A 19,367-nucleotide genomic window follows, 5' to 3' on the forward strand; every position below is an offset into this window, starting at 1 on the left:
AACTCAGGCCCAGATAACCGCCTGACAAACCGTCCAACTTTATGGGGTCAGTTCACAAGATAATCCCGGCTTTTTATATGCAGCAATAAATTATTCGGGTGTCACCGATTAAACCGTATCGGCGCGATTAAGGAATGCTTGCGCTAAAAACAGCGCGCTGACATTACGGGCCTCACAGAAATCAGGCTCGTCGAGCAGCGCCATCATGTTGGCAATCGGCCAACGTACTTGTGGCAAGGGTTCCGGCTCATCACCCTCCAAACTTTGCGGATAGAGGTCATGGGCTACCACAATATTCATTTTGCTAGAGAAGTAGGACGGTGCCATCGTCAGCTTAGTGAGATAATCGAAACGCTCAGCACCAAAGCCCACCTCCTCCATTAGCTCGCGATTCGCGGCCTCCAGCACGCCCTCCCCTGGGTCAATCAGCCCCTTAGGGAAGCCCAACTCATACTCTTCAATACCGACTGCATATTCGCGGATCAGCAATAGATCATCGCCGATAATCGGCACAATCATCACGGCTTCGCGATTGGATGGGCGCATACGTTCATAAACACGTTGCACGCCATTGCTGAATGCCAAATCCACCGCTTCGACAGTAAACAAGCGGGAGCGGGCAACCGTTTCTATTTTAAGAATTTTAGGTTTTTGCAGGTGTTTCATGATAGCCCCAAATTTAAAACTCACCGCCGATCGGACTCGCTCAGGGATAATCCAAGCCTTATTATGGTCATTTAATCAGCCATTTGTTGCCCATCGCGATTAACCTGATACTTTGTACTGAAATTTATTAGAACTTGATCACATTGTGCGTTAATGGGAACCTTTATCGCAATGTCAGTTAGATATAATTTATCTGTTTTTAACATGAAGGCGAGTTTAGTCAAGATTCAATCGGTGGGATCTCACCCTATCCCCACTCAATGCATGTTAAAAATTGTATTTGAAAATAGGATTATGCTGATATTACCGATGTTTTAACCTTGCTATCCTTTTCAGTCTACGGGCAGTTTAAGAGCACTGTATTAGTTATTTTGATGGATAATAGCGAATGTCATGCTAATTCACTGAATGACTCTGCTATACGCCTCTGCGCTGTATTTACGCATAATATGCATTCTTTCATAGAGTTGACGTAAGTCAGAGGCGCTCGGATGGGGATGGGATGAGCACAATAGTTTTAATATTGGCCTTACTGTTGACCAGTCTGATCGCAGTAGGCTTGCTGTGGTGGTTTAAATTCCGCCGTAGCCCTCGCGTAGCTGCAACACTGCCATTCGTGAAACCCACTCATCGCCTACTGACGCCGGAAGAGCGGGTCAATATTGAGAATTATCTGCTCGGCCAGCACGAAAATCCTGGCTTCAAAACCCTATCAACCTTTGATCCCAATACCCTGACCAACCGTGATCTGTCGCCAGAAAAACTCGTTCTAACGCCCCAAAGCGAAAAGGTTTATTCGGTTACCCGCGCCATTACCCGCTACGGCGTGGCGAGTGACGAACCCAATAAATGGCGCTATTACCTTGATTCAATTGAAGTTCACCTACCCTCGTCGTGGGAGCAATACATCACCCAGGATAATGACGTAGAACTTATCCAAACCCAGAGCATTCCTTTGGTTATCTCCCTCAATGGTCACACGCTGAAAAATCATCAGCCGGAGATCAGCTATCAGCCTATATCGCCGTCCAGCACGCAAAATGCCTCGATCCGCAAAGCAGATAGCGAACACATTGAGCTGCTGAATATCCGTAAGGAAACAGCAGAAGAGTATGCCCTACATAGCGCGAATGACTTAAAAGAAGCCGTGGCCATTTGTCTGGCGCTGCTCTTGCTGTTTTTCGCTCTGATAGGCCCCGCGGTAACTCTCCCCTGGCTAGTCATTGTCGCCGCGACCTTAACTGGCTCGGCATGTTGGAATATGTTCCGCCCGCTGTCTGAAAAAGATTTGCGTGAAGTCCATTGCTTGAGTGGCACACCAAAGCGCTGGGGGCTGTTTGGTGAATCGAATCAGGGGCAGATGAGCAATATCTCCCTCGGGGTTGTTGACCTGATCTATCCGGCCCATTGGGGGCCATATTTTGCCCATGATCTGGGTAAAAAAACCAATATTGATATCTACCTCAATCGTCAGGTTATTCGCCAGGGGCGCTTTTTATCCCTGCACGATGAGATGAAACATTTCCCATTGCAGCGCTGGGGGAAAAACCTAACCCTGATTGCCGGCTCCCTGCTGGTGATGATCCTGTTGCTGATCTACGTCCCCCTCGGCTTGCCACTGAAATTGAGTGTTGCCTGGTTGCAAGGTGCGCAAAGTCAGCAGGTAACCAGTGTCGAAGCTTTGGAAAAGATGCCACTGCGCATCGGCGATATGCTGAAAGCACAGGGGACAGGGATGTGTTACGTCCCGCCAAATACGCAAAACCCACACAGTTTTGTGTTTACGCCGTTTGACTGTTCCGGCATCTATTGGAATAGCGCCGCCCCTCTGCCACTCCCTGAATCTGATACTATTGAAAAAGCCGCGTCACTGATGGCGACCGTCAATCAGCAATTACATCCACAGGGCGGTGATGCCAACGTCAACCCACAGTTAGCAACCGCGATTGAGAAATCTGGCATGATTTTGCTGAATGATTTTGCGGATATCGTCTTAAAAACGCAGGCATTATGTGGTGCAGATAGTGATTGTATTCGTCTAAAGAATGCTTTGGTGAATTTAGGCAATGCCAAGAATTGGCCGGGGCTGGTCAAACGTGCGCAATCTGGCACCTTAAAAGGCATGAATGTGCTGTTACGCCCCGTCAGTGCCGATACTCTGGAAAATCTGGTTAAAACCGCCACCTCATCCTTTGTTTACCGTGAAACACATTTGGCGACTGAAGCATTAAACAGCCCACCGCCGGGTGGCTTCCTGATCACCAGTGATGAAGGTAAGCAGTTAGTTAATCACCCAGCACCTGCCGTGCCACTGTTTGATTACAGCGCGCTAGAACAGTGGCGGGAGTTGCAACGGCTCTCAGGGCTGCTGCTCAATACCCCGTTTAAGGCCGAAGGCATCATTACCAATATCACTGTCGACGCCAATGGCACCCGCCATATTGCGCTACATAGCGAGCCGGATATTATGACGCTCAGCCGCTATCTGGGCACCAGCCTGCTGCTGCTGGCACTGATTATCTGCTTAGTGGTGAATACCACTTTACTCATTCAGCGAATACTGCAAAACCGCAGCCGCATGGATAATATTCAGCGCTATTATGATAACTGCTTTAATCAAACCCTCACTCCGGCCCCTCTCCTGCGTTAGCTCTTTTCCGTCTATTACGCGTATAATTTATCACCACTATGGTGATCGTGGAGTCGCTATGCCCCCTGAAATTAATTGGCAAGAAATTGATACCGTGCTGCTCGACATGGATGGCACCCTGCTGGATTTGGAGTTCGATAGCCATTTCTGGCTAAAGCAGGTGCCGGAGAGACTCAGCCAACGCCGGGGAATTCCGCTGTCGTCAGCGCACAAAATTATTCACGATGAATATCTGGCGGTGCAGCACACCTTAAATTGGTATTGCTTCGATTACTGGAGTGAACGGCTGGATTTAGACATTTACGCCATGACCACTGAGGCGGGTAGCCGCGTCCGTCTGCGTCAGGATACCGAGCCGTTTTTATCCAGTTTGCGGGAGCGCGGTTTGCGAACTATTTTGCTCACCAACGCCCATCCACACAGCCTCGCGGTAAAAATTGAGCACACCGCACTAGATCAGCACCTTGATTTATTACTTTCCACCCATACATTTGGATATCCGAAAGAAGATCAACGGCTGTGGCAAGCTGTCGCGCAGCATACCGGGTTGGATCCGACCAAAACCCTATTTGTCGATGACAGTGAAGCCATTTTGGATGCCGCGCACACTTTTGGTATTCGCTACTGTTTGGGGATAGAGAACCCAGACTCCAGCTGTGCTGACAAAATTTTTCACCGCCACCCGGCAATCAATGACTACCGTAAACTATTGCCCGCATTACAGTTACGATGTGAATAATATGGCGTGATGAGCAATAGTGACGCAAAGAGTCAATCAGCCCAATGGCAGGAGTATTCATGAAGAATAAGAGAGCCGCTGACGAATCGGTTCGGCTGGATAAATGGCTATGGGCGGCCCGATTTTATAAAACCAGGGCCATCGCCCGTGACATGGTGGATGGCGGTAAAGTCCACTACAACGGTCAGCGCGGGAAACCCAGCAAGCTGGTTGAAGTCAATGCTGAAATTCGTCTGCGTCAGGGCAATGACGAGCGCACGGTACGGGTGTTGGCGTTACAAGGCCAGCGCCGTGGTGCCAGCGAAGCACAGGCCATGTATGAAGAGACCGAGGCCAGTATCGTCAACCGCGAAAAGGTGGCGCAAGCGCGCAAACTAAATGCCCTGACCATGCCACACCCAGATAGGCGACCGGATAAAAAAGAGCGTCGCGACCTAATCAAATTTAAACAAGGCGAGCCTGAGTAAACCCAAACGGCGGCCTAAATGAGAGAACCCTATGTCTAATCATGACCAATTACACCGCTATCTGTTTACTAACCATGCTGTGCGCGGTGAGCTGGTTTCAGTCAATGAAACCTACCAGCAGGTATTAGCCAATCACGATTACCCGCCTGCGGTAAAAAAACTGCTGGGTGAAATGTTGGTCGCGACCAGCTTGCTGACCGCCACCCTGAAATTTGATGGTGATATCACCGTGCAATTGCAGAGCACCGATGGCCCCCTGACGCTGGCAGTCATTAACGGGAATAACCAGCAAGAGATGCGCGGTGTCGCCCGTTTCAAAGGCGAAATCAGCGATGAAAGCACGCTAAAAGAGATGGTCGGCAACGGCTATCTGGTTATCACCATTACGCCAGCAAAAGGTGAGCGCTATCAGGGCGTGGTAGCACTGGAAGGCGAGACCATCGGCGCTTGCCTCGAAAGTTACTTTATGCAATCTGAACAGCTCCCGACCCGCCTGTTTATCCGTACCGGCGAAGTGGAAGGTAAAGCGGCGGCGGCGGGTATGCTGCTGCAAGTTATGCCTGCGCTAGAGCGCAATGAAGATGAGTTTGATCATCTGGCACAACTGACCACCACCATCAAAACCGAGGAGTTATTCACTCTGTCGGCCAATGAGGTGCTGTATCGTTTATACCATCAGGAGGAAGTGACGCTCTATGAGCCACAAAACGTGAGTTTCCGCTGCACCTGCTCGCGCGAGCGTTGTGCGGATGCATTAGTCACGTTATCGGAAGATGACATCAAAGAAATGCTGGAGCAGGACGGCAATATTGATATGCATTGCGAGTATTGCGGCAATCACTACCTTTTTGATGCGGTAGATATCGCCTCAATCAAGAACGGCAATAGTGCGTCTTCTGAGCAAATTCATTAATTATTGTAATATTTAGCTGGGTGCTGACTCGTGCCCAGCGCTTCTGCCGTTTCATACTTGCGACAATCCGTGTTCTATCTCTCATAACCTAGCGAAAAATAGGTCATATGTTGAAATATTTGAACGCTATCGCTGTTAATCAGGGATGAGGATTTACAATCGCTGGTAGAAAATTGACGATCCAGGAGTTATGACATGAGTGTTAAAGGAATTACCCCGCAGGAGCTCGCCGCCTATGGCATCCATAACGTCAGCGAGATTGTTTACAACCCAAGCTATGATTTACTGTTCCAGGAAGAGATCAAACCCACGCTGGAAGGATACGAGCGCGGAACCCTCACCACCACAGGAGCAATAGCGGTCGATACCGGAATTTTTACCGGTCGCTCGCCAAAAGATAAATATATTGTCCGCGATGCTATTACACAAGACACCGTGTGGTGGGCTGATCAGGGCAAAGGTAAAAACGATAACAAGCCGCTGAGCCAAGAGACCTGGAGCCACCTGAAAGGGCTGGTCACCGAGCAACTCTCTGGCAAACGTCTGTTTGTTGTTGATACCTTCTGCGGTGCTAATGCCGACAGTCGCTTGCAAGTTCGCTTTGTCACTGAAGTGGCCTGGCAGGCGCATTTCGTCAAAAACATGTTTATCCGCCCGACAGACGAAGAGCTGGCCAATTTCGAACCTGATTTTATCGTCATGAATGGCGCTAAATGCACTAACCCGAACTGGAAAGAGCAGGGCCTGAATTCCGAGAACTTTGTTGCCTTTAACCTGACGGAACGTATGCAGCTGATTGGCGGCACATGGTACGGCGGTGAAATGAAGAAAGGTATGTTCTCGATGATGAACTACCTGCTGCCACTGAAGGGCATTGCCTCCATGCACTGCTCGGCCAACGTCGGTGAAAAAGGCGATGTCGCTATCTTCTTCGGCCTGTCCGGCACCGGTAAAACCACTCTGTCTACCGACCCGAAACGTAAGTTGATCGGCGATGACGAACACGGCTGGGATGATGACGGCGTCTTTAACTTTGAAGGTGGCTGCTACGCGAAAACCATCAAGTTATCCGAAGAAGCTGAGCCAGATATTTACCACGCCATTAGACGCGATGCTCTGCTGGAAAACGTAGTGGTGCTGCCAGATGGGACTGTTGATTTCAATGACAGCTCCAAAACTGAAAACACTCGTGTTTCTTACCCTATCTACCACATCGAAAACATCGTTAAGCCAGTTTCCAAAGCGGGCCATGCCACCAAGGTCATTTTCCTGACTGCCGATGCCTTTGGCGTATTGCCGCCAGTATCACGTCTGACCGCAAATCAAACCCAGTATCACTTCCTCTCTGGCTTTACCGCTAAGCTGGCCGGTACTGAGCGCGGTGTCACCGAGCCGACCCCAACCTTCTCCGCCTGTTTTGGCGCAGCCTTCTTGTCGCTGCATCCAACGCAATATGCTGAAGTGCTGGTTAAACGTATGCAGGCCGTGGGCGCACAGGCCTATCTGGTCAACACCGGCTGGAATGGGACCGGCAAACGTATCTCCATCAAGGATACTCGCGCCATCATTGATGCCATCCTGAACGGCGAAATCGATAAGGCAGAAACCTTCACCCTGCCAATCTTCGATCTGGCGGTGCCAATGGCATTACCGGGTGTGGATCCCGCGATCCTCGACCCACGTGACACTTATGCGGATGTCGCGCAATGGCAGGAGAAAGCGGAAGATTTGGCGAGACGTTTTACCACCAACTTTGATAAATATACCGATACCCCAGCAGGGGCAGCGTTGGTGAGCGCAGGGCCGAAGATCTGATCTAGGTTGTTTTAGTACAGAGAATAGAGGGGCACATTGTTGCCCCTTTTGTTTTTTTGGATGCGGGCTTTTAGACACTTCACACCGAGCTATCACATCACCATGGGCGGTTTCGGCTTGATATCCAGTGGTAACGGTATATAGGCCCGGATCCGTAATCCGCCCCGTTCACTGGTGCCGATATCCAACGAGCCGGCGTGGGCATCAATAATCCGCTGCACAATCGCCAGCCCTAGCCCAGTCCCGCTGGTGCTACGGGCGCTATCGCCACGGACGAAAGGCTGGAACAGATGCTTTAACTCTTCTGGCTTGATGCCAGGGCCATCATCTTCTACCTGGAACCACGCCCGCTGAAGCTCGGTGCCGCTGCTCACTTTTATCCAGCCATTGCCGTAGCGAGCCGCATTCACCACCATATTTGCCAAGGCGCGTTTGATTGATAGCGGATGGATATCCACCAGCACTTCGCCTGCGCAGAGATCCGTTTCAATGACCCGCTCATAACCACTTTCCGCCGCAATCACTTCACCCAAAACTGAATTAAGATCGCTCGGTTCTGTCGGCATCTCCTGCCCGGTGCGTAGATAATCGATGAATTGCTCAATAATGGCATTGCACTCTTCGATGTCTTTATTGATCGACTCAGAGAGGTAGCCGTCGGCTTCACTCATCATTTCTGTCGCCAAACGAATGCGGGTCAATGGGGTACGCAGATCATGGCTAACCCCGGCCATTAGCAAGGTCCGGTCATCTGCCAACAACTTGACACCAGCGGCCATCTGGTTAAATGCCCGGGTGACCGAGCGCACCTCCGAAGCACCATACTCCCGCAGTGGTGGCGGAATAATCCCCTTCCCGACCTGCAAAGCGGCATGTTCCAGCTCCACCAAGGGTCGATTCTGAATACGGATAAACAGCCAGGCACCGCCAACGGCCAGCAACATAATGGCGAGGGTATAACGGAATAGTGGCGAGAAATCGCCCTGATGGATCTCGGTTAAAGGCACTCTCACCCAGATATCTGGCGATAACCAGGTTTTCAGCCAGACAACCGGCGAGTTTTTGTTAACTTCGACCCGGACATCGGTTGGCCCACCCAATTGCTGGGCCATTTGATCACTGAGAAATTTGTAGTGCTGTGCCCAACGCAGGCCACTCTCCTCCGCCGCGGCATTGGTATAAAGCGAAATCCCCAATTCACGGTAAATCTCACGCCGAAACGCCGGCGGGACTTCAAGTAGCGTGCCATCTTCCAGTTGCAGCCGATCAGTCATCAGCATACGAACTTCGTAGGCCAATACTTTATTGAACTGCTGCAAACTGGGCAAAATAGCGAAATTCAGCACCACCAAATAAGTTGTGACCAGGCTGACAAACAGCAAGGTCACAATCAGTAATAAGGTGCGAGCAAATGAGCTACGGGGAGAAAAGCGCCATCGCCTCATGCCTTACTGCCGTCCGGTACGAATACGTAGCCCAAGCCCCATACAGTTTGGATATAACGCGGGTGTGCCGGATCCTCTTCCACCATACGGCGCAAGCGCGAAATCTGCACGTCGATAGAACGTTCCATCGCGCTGTATTCACGGCCACGGGCCAAGTTCATCAGTTTATCGCGGGATAGCGGTTCGCGAGGGTGACTCACCAAGGCTTTCAGCACCGCAAATTCACCGCTGGTCAATGGCATAGGCTCATCTTCACGAAACATCTCGCGGGTGCCCAAATTCAGTTTGAACTTACCAAATGCAATAATGGCTTCTTCTTGTGATGGTGCGCCCGGTAATTCATTAGCCTGACGTCGTAATACTGCGCGGATACGTGCCAGCAGCTCGCGTGGGTTGAACGGCTTCGGAATATAGTCGTCCGCACCAATCTCCAGCCCAACGATACGGTCAACCTCTTCACCTTTCGCCGTCACCATAATGATTGGCATCGGGTTGCTTTGGCTCCGCAGACGGCGACAGATAGAGAGGCCATCTTCGCCTGGCAGCATTAGATCAAGTACCATTAGGTGGAAAGACTCACGGGTCAGCAAGCGATCCATCTGTTCAGCATTGGCGACACTGCGCACCTGGAAACCTTGCTCTGTTAGGTAACGTTCCAACAGCGCACGCAGGCGCATATCGTCATCAACGACCAGAATCTTGTGATTCTCTTGCATTTTATTACTCCCAAAGGCCGTATTGCCCGAATCTGCACATTGTTAGAAATACTTACTCCATACCCTAAATAATTCAAGTTGCAGGAAGGCGGCAACTGAGCTAATTCCCAGGAACTTACATCAGTAAGTGACCGGGGTGAACGAGGGCAGCCAACGCATATGCAGCTTGAAGTATGACAGGTATAACAGACAGCTATTTATGGTATACATTCTAGTCGAAATTGTTACAAAGCTTATTGTTGTGCCTAATTATCAACACTTTCGTCGAATGGGCGATAGCGAATCTCTAAAATCCAGTAGGTCGCCTCGCCATTGGGTGTCTGGACAGTCACCTCATCGTCCACCTGTTTGCCAATCAGAGCGCGGGCCACCGGTGAATCAATAGAAATCCATTTTTTCGCTGGATCGAACTCGTCCGGCCCGACCAAACGGAAGATGCGCTGCTCTTCGGCTTCATTCTCTACCCGTACCCAAGCGCCAAAAAAGACTTTGCCCTCCTGACGCGGATCCGGATCGACCACTTTCAGCACCTCCAGCCGCTTAGTAAGAAAACGCACCCGACGATCAATCTCCCGCAGCCGCTTCTTACCATAAATATATTCGGCATTTTCCGAGCGGTCACCCATTGCCGCCGCTTCAGATACCGCCTGCGTGACCACCGGACGCTCTTCCCGCCACAGATAATGCAGCTCACGATCCAGCGCCTGCCAGCCTTCACGGGTAATATAGTTGCTTTTAGCCATAAAATTATCCAATCAATATCGGTTGGGTTCTCTACCAGCGCAATATAGCGCAACTTTCTGCCAATAAGTTGATTTCCTCACTATCCAGTGAGTTACCCCCCGCTATCAACCCATACCGCTTCACGATCAGGGGTTCTGCTGATGATTGCCGGCCTTGGTGAATGGGGTTGTGGTGGCCAGCTTAAGTTGACCACTTCACATCGTATGCTGGGAATGTTAGCGATAGTTTTCCTGTTACAAAGTGGAGATGGGCAACAATATTTTCTCTGGCTCACAGGTATTAGCGCAGTACTGGCAATTTTTTGCCGCAATCCGTATAACTGTGCTTGATGATTTTTCCCCTATTCCTCTACCAGAACCGATATTAGACTTATGAATGAACAACTGAGCCGCATCATTGCAAGCGAAATACAGGCCCGACCGGAGCAAGTCAGCTCCGCCATCAGCCTGTTAGATGAAGGTAATACCGTGCCCTTTATTGCGCGGTATCGTAAGGAAGTTACCGGCGGGTTGGATGATACCCAGTTGCGCCAGTTGGAAAGCCGTTTGGGTTATCTGCGTGAACTCGAAGATCGCCGCCAAACCATTCTTAAATCCATTGACGATCAGGGCAAGCTCACCGAACAGCTCGCCACTACCATCAACGGCACCATGAGTAAAACCGAGCTGGAAGATCTTTATCTTCCTTATAAGCCGAAACGCCGCACCCGTGGGCAGATTGCCATTGAGGCGGGTCTGGAACCCTTGGCGGACAGCTTATGGAGCGACCCGCAGCAAGACCCGGAACAGGTGGCACTGGCTTATGTCGATGCCGATAAAGGCGTCGCGGACACCAAAGCCGCACTGGATGGCGCGCGCTATATCCTGATGGAGCGCTTTGCTGAAGACGCCACCTTGCTGGCGAAAGTGCGCCAATATTTGTGGAAAAACGCACATTTGGTGGCGAAAGTGGTGGAGGGTAAGGAGCAGGAAGGTGCTAAATTCCGCGACTACTTTGATCACCATGAGCCGATTTCCCAAGTGCCTTCTCACCGCGCATTGGCAATGTTCCGTGGCCGTAATGAGGGCGTGTTGCAGCTGGCATTGAACCCTGATCCGCAGTTTGACGAACCCCCTCGCGAGAGTCAGGGCGAGCAGATCATCATCAATCATCTGGATCTGCGGTTAAATAGCGCACCCGCCGACACCTGGCGCAAAGCGGTGGTTAACTGGACGTGGCGTATCAAGGTGCTGATGCATCTGGAAACCGAATTGATGAGCACCCTGCGCGAGCGGGCCGAAGACGAAGCCATCAACGTGTTTGCCCGTAACATGCAAGATCTGCTGATGGCCGCACCGGCAGGGATGCGCGCCACCATGGGCCTCGATCCGGGGTTACGTACTGGCGTGAAAGTGGCCGTAGTGGACGCCACCGGCAAGCTGGTCGCCTATGACACCATCTACCCTCACACTGGGCAGGCCGCCAAAGCCGCCGCCGCTGTGGCCGCCCTGTGCATTAAGCATCAGGTTGAACTGGTGGCTATCGGTAACGGCACGGCATCGCGGGAAACCGAGCGCTTCTTTACTGAGCTGCAACAGCAGTATCCGGCGGTCACCGCGCAAAAAGTGATTGTCAGCGAAGCGGGTGCCTCGGTTTACTCCGCCTCTGAATTAGCGGCGCTGGAGTTCCCGGATCTGGACGTCTCCATCCGTGGCGCTGTTTCGATTGCCCGCCGATTACAAGATCCACTGGCTGAACTGGTCAAAATTGATCCGAAATCCATCGGGGTCGGTCAGTATCAGCACGATGTCAGCCAAAGCCAACTGGCGAAAAAGCTGGACGTGGTGGTGGAGGACTGCGTAAACGCCGTGGGGGTGGACTTAAATACCGCGTCGGTGCCATTGCTGACCCGCGTGGCCGGACTGACCCGCATGATGGCGCAAAATATAGTTAACTGGCGTGATGAGAATGGCCGATTCCATAATCGTGAGCAATTACTAAAAGTCAGCCGCCTTGGGCCAAAAGCCTTCGAGCAGTGTGCCGGCTTCCTACGTATCAATCACGGCGATAACCCGCTGGACGCATCCACCGTGCATCCGGAAGCTTACCCAGTGGTCGAGCGCATTTTGGCCGCCACCGAGCAAGCCTTGCAGGATTTAATGGGTAATGCCGCCGCACTGCGCAATCTCAACGCACGTGATTTCACCACCGAGCGTTTTGGTGTCCCGACGGTCACCGATATCCTGCGCGAGCTGGAAAAACCGGGCCGTGACCCGCGCCCGGAATTTAAAACGGCGACCTTTGCCGAAGGCGTGGAAACGATGAATGATCTGACGCCAGGGATGATCCTTGAAGGCTCGGTCACTAACGTGACCAATTTTGGTGCCTTTGTGGATATCGGTGTTCATCAGGATGGTTTGGTGCATATCTCGTCACTGGCAGATAAGTTTGTCGATGATCCGCATAAAGTGGTGAAAGCGGGTGATATCGTCAAAGTGAAAGTGATGGAAGTGGATTTACAGCGTAAACGTATTGCCCTGACCATGCGTCTTGATGAGCAGCCGGGTGAGAGTGGTTCGCGCCGTGGTAATGGTGGTGAGAGTCGCGCCACCACCAATAGTGATAACCGTGGTGCCAGCCGCCCACGCAGTAGCAATGAACCCAATAGTCGTCCACCAGCCAAAGGGCGCGCCGGGAGTAGTTCAAGCGGCAACAGCGCCATGAGCGATGCACTGGCGGCGGCGTTAAAAAAACGCTGATTCGCCTACTCAGGGCCACATTGGTGGCCCTTTCTCTCAATTCATATTATTTTCTTCTATAACGCCTTGGACTTATCTTTTAAATTAATTAGCAGGCCATTCTTTCTTCTTGCATGTTACCTGTTTTAATCACCAATCAATCGAACTTATTTAACAACCCATTTAACATGACACTTAATTCCATCCGGTATTACCCTCAATTTATAAATAATTACCATGGCATTCTGTAGGTTAATTAAAATGAAAATATTATTCGGTTAAAAATAGAGTGGGCTAATTATGTTACGCAGCGGTAGCGCCAGTGCGGGAGAGAACATTTAGTTAACTGATTTAACTCATCATTCGCATTTGCGATCACGTCAGTTTGATGGTAAAACAAGCACAAATAGAAATCAGACTAATTAATTCTAAAAATAGAATCGTAACGAATATTTACTTTTGAGTATTTGCTGTTAGTTGAATATGAAAACGATTATTACTATCATTATTCTATCAATTAGTTTTTAGATCACCATTACTCTGAACTCTGGTAAGCCAATAACGATATATCAAGAGGCTCCTATGCATCTTATCCCGCAGCGCTCCTACAAAATAGTCGGCTTCTCGCCTGAAATCAGCCCGGCTTACCGGCAGAAATTGTTATCACTGGGTATGTTACCCGGTTCCTCATTTAATGTTGTTCGCCTCGCGCCCTTAGGTGACCCCATCCAAATAGAAACCCGTCGGGTCAGTCTGGTGGTTCGCAAAAAAGATTTAGACCTGCTAACACTGGATCTACAACCCTAGATCTCAGGTCATCTGCTTATTTTTTCTGCCTTGCGGCGTGTGAAAATACCTTGATGCAGCTTAATTTTAATTTACTGATACACGTTGGATCATGAAAGCACTCACAATCGGCCTGATCGGCAATCCAAATGCAGGTAAAACCACGCTTTTCAACCAGTTAACCGGAGCCCGTCAACGGGTAGGTAACTGGGCGGGGGTCACTGTCGAGCGCAAAGAGGGCCACTTCACCACCGCGCAGCATCAGGTGACCTTAGTTGACCTGCCGGGGACTTACTCCCTGACGACCATCTCAGAACAAACCTCGCTGGATGAGCAAATTGCCTGCCACTATATTCTCAGTGGCGAAGCTGACCTGCTGATTAACGTGATTGACGCGGCGAATCTGGAGCGCAATCTCTATCTCACACTGCAATTGGTCGAGTTGGGTATCCCCTGCATTGTGGCACTCAATATGCTGGATATTGCCAAAAGCCAGAATATCGAGATTGATATCAATGCGTTATCGCAGCAATTAGGCTGCCCGGTCATTCCACTGGTATCCACCCGTGGGCATGGCATCAATGAATTAAAAAGTAGTATTGATGAGTTTCAGCCCGCCACCTTCAAGGCACTGGTTAACTATCCAGCCGTGCTACTCAATGAGGTGGATAAGCTGGTACAGGCCATGCCTGAATCCTGGCCTGAGCAGCAGCGCCGCTGGCTCGCGCTGCAAATATTGGAAGGTGATATCTACAGTTTAGCCCGCGCGAATATTGCCCCCGCGATGGTTGAGCAGGCGCGTAATAATCTGCGAGAGCAGCAGCACGAAGATCCGGAACTGGTGATTGCCGATGCCCGCTATCAAAGCATTGCCCGCATCTGCGATATGGTCGGCAACTCGCAACAGGCGGAACCCAATCGCCTGACGCAAGCACTGGATAAGGTGATCCTTAACCGCTGGTTAGGTGTCCCGATATTCCTGTTTGTGATGTATCTAATGTTCGTATTGGCCATCAATATCGGTGGGGCATTGCAACCAATATTTGATATCGGCTCTGCGGCTATCTTTATTCAGGGGCTGCAATGGGTCGGTTATACTCTGCATTTCCCGCAGTGGCTCACTATCTTCCTCGCCCAAGGCGTGGGGGGTGGGATTAATACCGTGCTGCCGTTAGTACCGCAAATTGGCATGATGTACCTGTTCCTCTCCTTTTTGGAAGACTCTGGGTATATGGCCCGCGCCGCCTTTGTGATGGACCGTTTAATGCAAGCGCTGGGGTTACCGGGTAAATCTTTCGTGCCGCTGATTGTCGGCTTCGGCTGCAACGTGCCCTCCATCATGGGCGCACGCACACTGGATGCACAACGTGAGCGCCTGATTACCATCATGATGGCACCTTTTATGTCCTGTGGGGCGCGGCTGGCGATTTTTGCCGTCTTCGCTGCCGCCTTCTTCGGGCAGGATGGGGCCAGCATTGTATTCTCTCTCTACCTGTTGGGTATCGCGGTCGCCATTCTCACCGGGCTGGTGCTGAAATACACCATTATGCGCGGTGAAGCTTCCCCCTTTGTCATGGAGCTGCCGGTTTACCATGTCCCTCATCTGAAAAGCTTGTTATTGCAAACCTGGCAGCGGCTGAAAGGTTTTGTCCTGCGGGCGGGGAAAGTCATTGTTATCGCCAGTATCTTCATTGGCGGCCTGAATAGCTTCTCCTTCAGCGGCAAAGCGGTGGATAGCATCAATGACTCGGCGCTGGCCTCGGTCAGTAAAGTGCTAACGCCCCTGCTCACGCCAATGGGGGTGCATAGTGATAACTGGCAAGCCACCGTCGGGCTAGTGACAGGTGCGATGGCGAAAGAGGTGGTGGTGGGGACACTCAATACCCTCTACACCGCTGAGCAGATCAAGAATCAGCCTTTTGACGCAGAGAACTTCAACCTGCTGGCTGAACTGGGTGGTGCAGCACAAACCACCTGGCAGGGGTTAAAAGATACCTTTAGTCTCAGTGTGTTATCTAACCCGATTGAAGCCAGCAAAGGTGATGGTGAAATGGCAGCCGGTTCAATGGGCATGATGAGCAGCAAATTCGGCTCCAGTATTGCCGCCTATAGCTACCTGATTTTTGTGCTGCTGTATGTGCCTTGTGTCTCGGTGATGGGGGCGATTGCGCGCGAGACCAGCCGTGGCTGGATGACCTTCTCGATTCTGTGGGGGCTGAATGTGGCTTACTCACTGGCAACCCTGTTCTATCAGGCCGCCACCTTCCGCGAACATCCACAGCAGAGCCTAACTATCATTACATTAGTGATTGTGGTTAATGCGCTGATTCTATTTGGCTTACGCCGCGCGCGCAGTCGGGTCACCATGAGATTACAAAACAGCACTCCGGCCAATTGTTGCCAAAGCTCAGGCAATGATTGCCATTAACCGATGATCACCATTAACGGCTGTTTGGCCTAAAAGAGGAGGTGCTATGGCAAGCTTACTGCAACTACGCGATGCAATCGCCCTCAATGGCAGCGCGGACGCCCATCAGCTCAGCCAACAATTGGCAGCGCCGTTACCGCTGGTTGAGGCGATGCTGGAGAGATTGACGGCGATGGGCAAAATTGAACGTATTGAGCAAGATAATAGCGGGTGTCTGACTGGCAGTTGCAAAAGTTGCCCTGAGGGGCAGAATCAATGTCATACCGTGATTTATCAGTTAAAATATCAGCATTAATCTTGGTAAAGGATGCCCGAACGGGCACCCTTTATATTCGCTATTTATAGACGTCAGCTGTGGCATCAAACTTCTTCTTCTCACGCTCGGCGGTGATCACATAATACTTCCCACCCTTCTCATCGGCTAATTTTGATAACTCTTCTTTCACGTCCATCGGCGATGTTGCCTCGCCAGAACTTGAGATGGTGCCGATTTTTTCGTAATTCTTCGCTTCATCTTTAGTGATCTCTTTGGCTGCCATCGCGCCAAAAGAGATCCCCGACACCACCAGAGCTACAGCCAAATTTTTCAATAAATTCATATCAAATACCTCGCAAATGAGTGGGTAACACCTGTAAAGCAGTCTTAATTATTAAGCAAATTTGATATTTAGCCATTTAATGGCAAATTAAATTCCATTCATCTGCATTTACAGCATACGCGAGGCTAAAACCCTGTGGTGAACCAAGGTGGTATGCGCCGTTTTAGCGCCTATGTTGTTGTACGAAATCCAAAATTAAATTTGAAAAATCATCAGGATGAGAGACAAATGGTGCATGTGCGGCCCCTTTCATCACCACAGATTGCGTGTGCGGCCATGCGTTATCTAACAACGACGCCACTTTGCGCGGCACCAACCCATCCAGGTAACCATAAATACGCAAAAATGGCCGATCGTACGCAGCCAGCGCCTCCCGCAAATCAGTGGTGCGCAAAATTTCCAACCCGCCAGTCAGCACCTCCACCTCTGGCATCTGGTGTTGCAGCACCACCGCTTTCAATAAGCGGGCATCCTGCCGCGCACTTTCAGTTCCCAACGTTTGCAATGCCAAAAAACGCTCAACCGTGCGCTGGAAATCCGCACTGAGCTGCTGCTCGAAGCCAGCCAACACTTCTGGCCTGATACCCGGCCATTCGTCATCAGCGGTAAAGCAGGGTGAGGAAGAGACAGTGATCAGCCCATCAACGCGCTCTGGATGGCTCAAAGCTATCTGGCTGGCAACCAACCCGCCCATCGACCAACCCAGCCACAAGGCCTGTTGTGGCGCTTGCTGCACAACAATGGCGGCCATCTCAGCTAATGACATCGCCCCAAAATCTTTGCTGCGGCCATAACCGGGAAGGTCCACTAAGTGCAGTCGAAAATGCGGGGAGAGTCGATCAATTATGCAATGCCACACCCCCGCGTTCAGCCCCCATCCGTGCAACAGCACAAGATCGCGATCGCCTTCACCGCAGATGTTCCAATAGAGTTGTTTCATACGCTAATATCCTGTCCTCTTAATCCTGTCAGGTATCTTGCCTGATTCAATGACTTAACGAAAATAGAGCAATGCCCCGGTCGAAGACTATCCCCAAAGTCATTGATGTTGCAGGTAGGCAGCAAGTGAATGCATCCCGATGAGCTTACATCAGTAAGTGATTCAGGTAAGTGAGTGTAGCTAACACCCCTGCGGCTTCAAGGCCGAACACTATCCCCAAGGTCATTGATGTTGCAGGTAGGCAGCAAGTGAACGCATCCCGATGAGCTTACATCAGTAAGTGATTCGGGTAAGTGAGTGTAGCTAACACCCCTGCAGCTTCAAGGACGAAGGGGATAAGGAGATGGATATGCTAACAATCATTAGCCAATGCTGGCTATGCCAACAACGGCTATACCATCCATGGCACGGCATCTGCTGCTACTGCCGTCGCCATCTGCCCAAGTTACCGCCGTGTTGTCCACGTTGTGGTTTGCCCTGCACCAGTCCTGATATCCCCTGTGGCCGCTGCCTGCGCGCACCACCAGAGTGGGGGAGCCTCACTTTTGTCAGTGATTATGCTCCACCATTGAATGGGCTGATAAAAAAACTCAAATTTAATGGCACCACACAACTGGCCCCAGCATTAGCGCGCTTATTATTTCTACGCTGGCTCGATCACTGGCGTCAGGGCAAGGTTATCAAACCAGAAAGAGTTATCAGTGTACCGCTACACCGCTGGCGTCACTGGCGGCGTGGCTATAACCAAACGGAGCTGTTAGCCCAGCCATTGGCTCGTTGGCTTAACTGCCACTACAGCAATATGACCTTGCAGCGCATTCGTGCGACGCCACCCCAGCAGCAACTCAACGCCACAGCGCGGCGTGAAAATCTACGGGGAATATTTCGCTGTATGGAGCCTATTCGTGGTCAACATATTGCCCTGCTGGATGATGTTATGACGACAGGCAGTACGCTGAATGAGATTGCCAAGCTATTATGGGCTGAGGGGATTGCCTCATTGCAGGTTTGGTGTATTTGCCGAACCTTGTAGTCACCCTAACAATGGGCGTATTATAGCCGACAAGAGTAGTCAACTATTGAGCAGATGCCATGATCACAATAACAGACGCAGCACAATCTCATTTTGCCAAACTGTTGGCAAATCAAGAAGAAGGCACCCAAATCCGTGTATTTGTTATCAATCCCGGTTCACCAACCGCTGAGTGCGGTGTCTCCTACTGCCCACCGGATGCGGTTGAAGCAACAGATACTGAACTGAAATTCGAGCAGATATCAGCCTATGTTGATGAACTGAGCAAGCCCTATCTGGAAGATGCGGAAATCGACTTCGTCACCGACCAGCTAGGTTCGCAGCTCACACTGAAAGCCCCGAATGCCAAAATGCGCAAAGTGGATGACACTGCACCATTGATGGAACGGGTCGAATATGTGCTGCAATCGCAGATTAACCCGCAACTGGCCGGTCACGGTGGTCGTGTCACCTTGATGGAAATCACGCCAGATGCATTGGCTATCCTGCAATTTGGCGGCGGCTGTAACGGATGTTCTATGGTCGATGTCACCCTGAAAGAGGGGATCGAGAAAGAACTGTTGCAGAAATTCCCAGAATTGAAGGGCGTGAGGGATTTGACCGAGCATCAGCGCGGCGAGCACTCTTACTACTAATTATCCTGCGTCCTTGGCGCTACAGCGGTGTTAGCTTCGCTCTCTCACCCGAATCACTGACTCAAGTCAGCTCA

General features: G+C 50.9%; 18 protein-coding genes. 12 read left to right on the plus strand and 6 right to left on the minus strand.

All coding sequences use genetic code 11. The annotated features are described in order from the left end of the window. Nucleotides 1-108: 108 nt before the first annotated feature. Entirely contained in the window at nucleotides 109-666 is a 558-nt protein-coding gene (gene nudE, locus AACW11_RS12845) for an ADP compounds hydrolase NudE (protein ID WP_212586888.1), read from the minus strand. 502 nt (nucleotides 667-1,168) lie between these two features. Between nudE and AACW11_RS12850 the strand changes: the two genes are divergently transcribed. The 5 genes from AACW11_RS12850 to pckA all read left to right on the plus strand — a co-directional run bounded on the left by AACW11_RS12850 (nucleotide 1,169) and on the right by pckA (nucleotide 7,250). Then, nucleotides 1,169-3,316, plus strand: coding sequence for an intracellular growth attenuator family protein (locus tag AACW11_RS12850; protein ID WP_212586889.1), 2,148 nt, complete (start codon nucleotides 1,169-1,171; stop codon nucleotides 3,314-3,316). A 58-nt stretch (nucleotides 3,317-3,374) separates the two neighbouring features. Then, nucleotides 3,375-4,055, plus strand: a complete 681-nt coding sequence (gene yrfG, locus AACW11_RS12855; protein ID WP_212586890.1) for a GMP/IMP nucleotidase — start codon at nucleotides 3,375-3,377, stop codon at nucleotides 4,053-4,055. Nucleotides 4,056-4,114: 59 nt separating this feature from the next. Then, nucleotides 4,115-4,522, plus strand: coding sequence for a ribosome-associated heat shock protein Hsp15 (gene hslR / locus AACW11_RS12860; RefSeq protein ID WP_212586891.1), 408 nt, complete (start codon nucleotides 4,115-4,117; stop codon nucleotides 4,520-4,522). 31 nt (nucleotides 4,523-4,553) lie between these two features. Continuing rightward, nucleotides 4,554-5,435 carry an Hsp33 family molecular chaperone HslO gene (gene hslO, locus AACW11_RS12865; protein ID WP_212586892.1) on the plus strand — a complete coding sequence of 294 codons (882 nt, stop codon included), beginning with the start codon at nucleotides 4,554-4,556 and terminating at the stop codon, nucleotides 5,433-5,435. 195 nt (nucleotides 5,436-5,630) lie between these two features. Beyond that, nucleotides 5,631-7,250 (plus strand): phosphoenolpyruvate carboxykinase (ATP), encoded by a 1,620-nt coding sequence (gene pckA, locus AACW11_RS12870; protein WP_212586893.1) that lies wholly within the window; start codon nucleotides 5,631-5,633, stop codon nucleotides 7,248-7,250. A gap of 92 nt (nucleotides 7,251-7,342) precedes the next feature. On the opposite strand, the gene envZ is transcribed toward pckA, so the two are convergent. From envZ to greB, 3 genes are all read right to left on the minus strand, one after another. Beyond that, the gene (gene envZ / locus AACW11_RS12875; RefSeq protein ID WP_212586894.1) at nucleotides 7,343-8,695 is read right to left on the minus strand and encodes a two-component system sensor histidine kinase EnvZ; all 1,353 of its coding nucleotides are present in this window, start codon (nucleotides 8,693-8,695) and stop codon (nucleotides 7,343-7,345) included. Continuing rightward, nucleotides 8,692-9,411 (minus strand): osmolarity response regulator transcription factor OmpR, encoded by a 720-nt coding sequence (gene ompR, locus AACW11_RS12880; RefSeq protein ID WP_004393220.1) that lies wholly within the window; start codon nucleotides 9,409-9,411, stop codon nucleotides 8,692-8,694. Before ompR ends, envZ begins: the two co-directional genes overlap by 4 nt. A gap of 245 nt (nucleotides 9,412-9,656) precedes the next feature. Next, a complete protein-coding gene (gene greB / locus AACW11_RS12885) occupies nucleotides 9,657-10,154 on the minus strand; it encodes a transcription elongation factor GreB (protein WP_005271660.1) in 498 nt (165 codons plus the stop codon). Between the two features lie 141 nt (nucleotides 10,155-10,295). On the opposite strand from greB, the gene AACW11_RS12890 reads away from it, so the two are divergent. From AACW11_RS12890 to AACW11_RS12910, 5 genes are all read left to right on the plus strand, one after another. Beyond that, nucleotides 10,296-10,484: a hypothetical protein gene (locus AACW11_RS12890; RefSeq protein ID WP_212586895.1), complete on the plus strand. Its 189-nt coding sequence runs from the start codon at nucleotides 10,296-10,298 to the stop codon at nucleotides 10,482-10,484. Between the two features lie 42 nt (nucleotides 10,485-10,526). Next, a complete protein-coding gene (locus AACW11_RS12895) occupies nucleotides 10,527-12,893 on the plus strand; it encodes a Tex family protein (RefSeq protein WP_212586896.1) in 2,367 nt (788 codons plus the stop codon). A gap of 561 nt (nucleotides 12,894-13,454) precedes the next feature. After that, nucleotides 13,455-13,679 (plus strand): ferrous iron transporter A, encoded by a 225-nt coding sequence (gene feoA, locus AACW11_RS12900; RefSeq protein ID WP_004702177.1) that lies wholly within the window; start codon nucleotides 13,455-13,457, stop codon nucleotides 13,677-13,679. 91 nt (nucleotides 13,680-13,770) lie between these two features. After that, nucleotides 13,771-16,086, plus strand: coding sequence for a Fe(2+) transporter permease subunit FeoB (gene feoB, locus AACW11_RS12905; RefSeq protein WP_212586897.1), 2,316 nt, complete (start codon nucleotides 13,771-13,773; stop codon nucleotides 16,084-16,086). A gap of 46 nt (nucleotides 16,087-16,132) precedes the next feature. Beyond that, nucleotides 16,133-16,381 carry a FeoC-like transcriptional regulator gene (locus AACW11_RS12910; protein ID WP_212586898.1) on the plus strand — a complete coding sequence of 83 codons (249 nt, stop codon included), beginning with the start codon at nucleotides 16,133-16,135 and terminating at the stop codon, nucleotides 16,379-16,381. Between the two features lie 40 nt (nucleotides 16,382-16,421). Here the strand turns inward: AACW11_RS12910 and AACW11_RS12915 are convergent, their stop codons facing one another. Together AACW11_RS12915 and bioH are read right to left on the minus strand one after the other, a co-directional pair. Continuing rightward, nucleotides 16,422-16,685 carry a YdgH/BhsA/McbA-like domain containing protein gene (locus AACW11_RS12915; protein ID WP_212586899.1) on the minus strand — a complete coding sequence of 88 codons (264 nt, stop codon included), beginning with the start codon at nucleotides 16,683-16,685 and terminating at the stop codon, nucleotides 16,422-16,424. 163 nt (nucleotides 16,686-16,848) lie between these two features. Further along, nucleotides 16,849-17,625, minus strand: a complete 777-nt coding sequence (gene bioH, locus AACW11_RS12920; protein ID WP_212586900.1) for a pimeloyl-ACP methyl ester esterase BioH — start codon at nucleotides 17,623-17,625, stop codon at nucleotides 16,849-16,851. Between the two features lie 349 nt (nucleotides 17,626-17,974). Between bioH and gntX the strand changes: the two genes are divergently transcribed. Together gntX and nfuA are read left to right on the plus strand one after the other, a co-directional pair. After that, entirely contained in the window at nucleotides 17,975-18,658 is a 684-nt protein-coding gene (gntX, locus tag AACW11_RS12925; protein WP_212586901.1) for a DNA utilization protein GntX, read from the plus strand. Between the two features lie 59 nt (nucleotides 18,659-18,717). Then, nucleotides 18,718-19,293 (plus strand): Fe-S biogenesis protein NfuA, encoded by a 576-nt coding sequence (nfuA, locus tag AACW11_RS12930; protein WP_212586902.1) that lies wholly within the window; start codon nucleotides 18,718-18,720, stop codon nucleotides 19,291-19,293. The last annotated feature ends 74 nt before the right edge of the window (nucleotides 19,294-19,367 follow it).

This window comes from Yersinia sp. Marseille-Q3913, assembly GCF_963892745.1.
Taxonomy (GTDB): domain Bacteria; phylum Pseudomonadota; class Gammaproteobacteria; order Enterobacterales; family Enterobacteriaceae; genus Yersinia; species Yersinia bercovieri.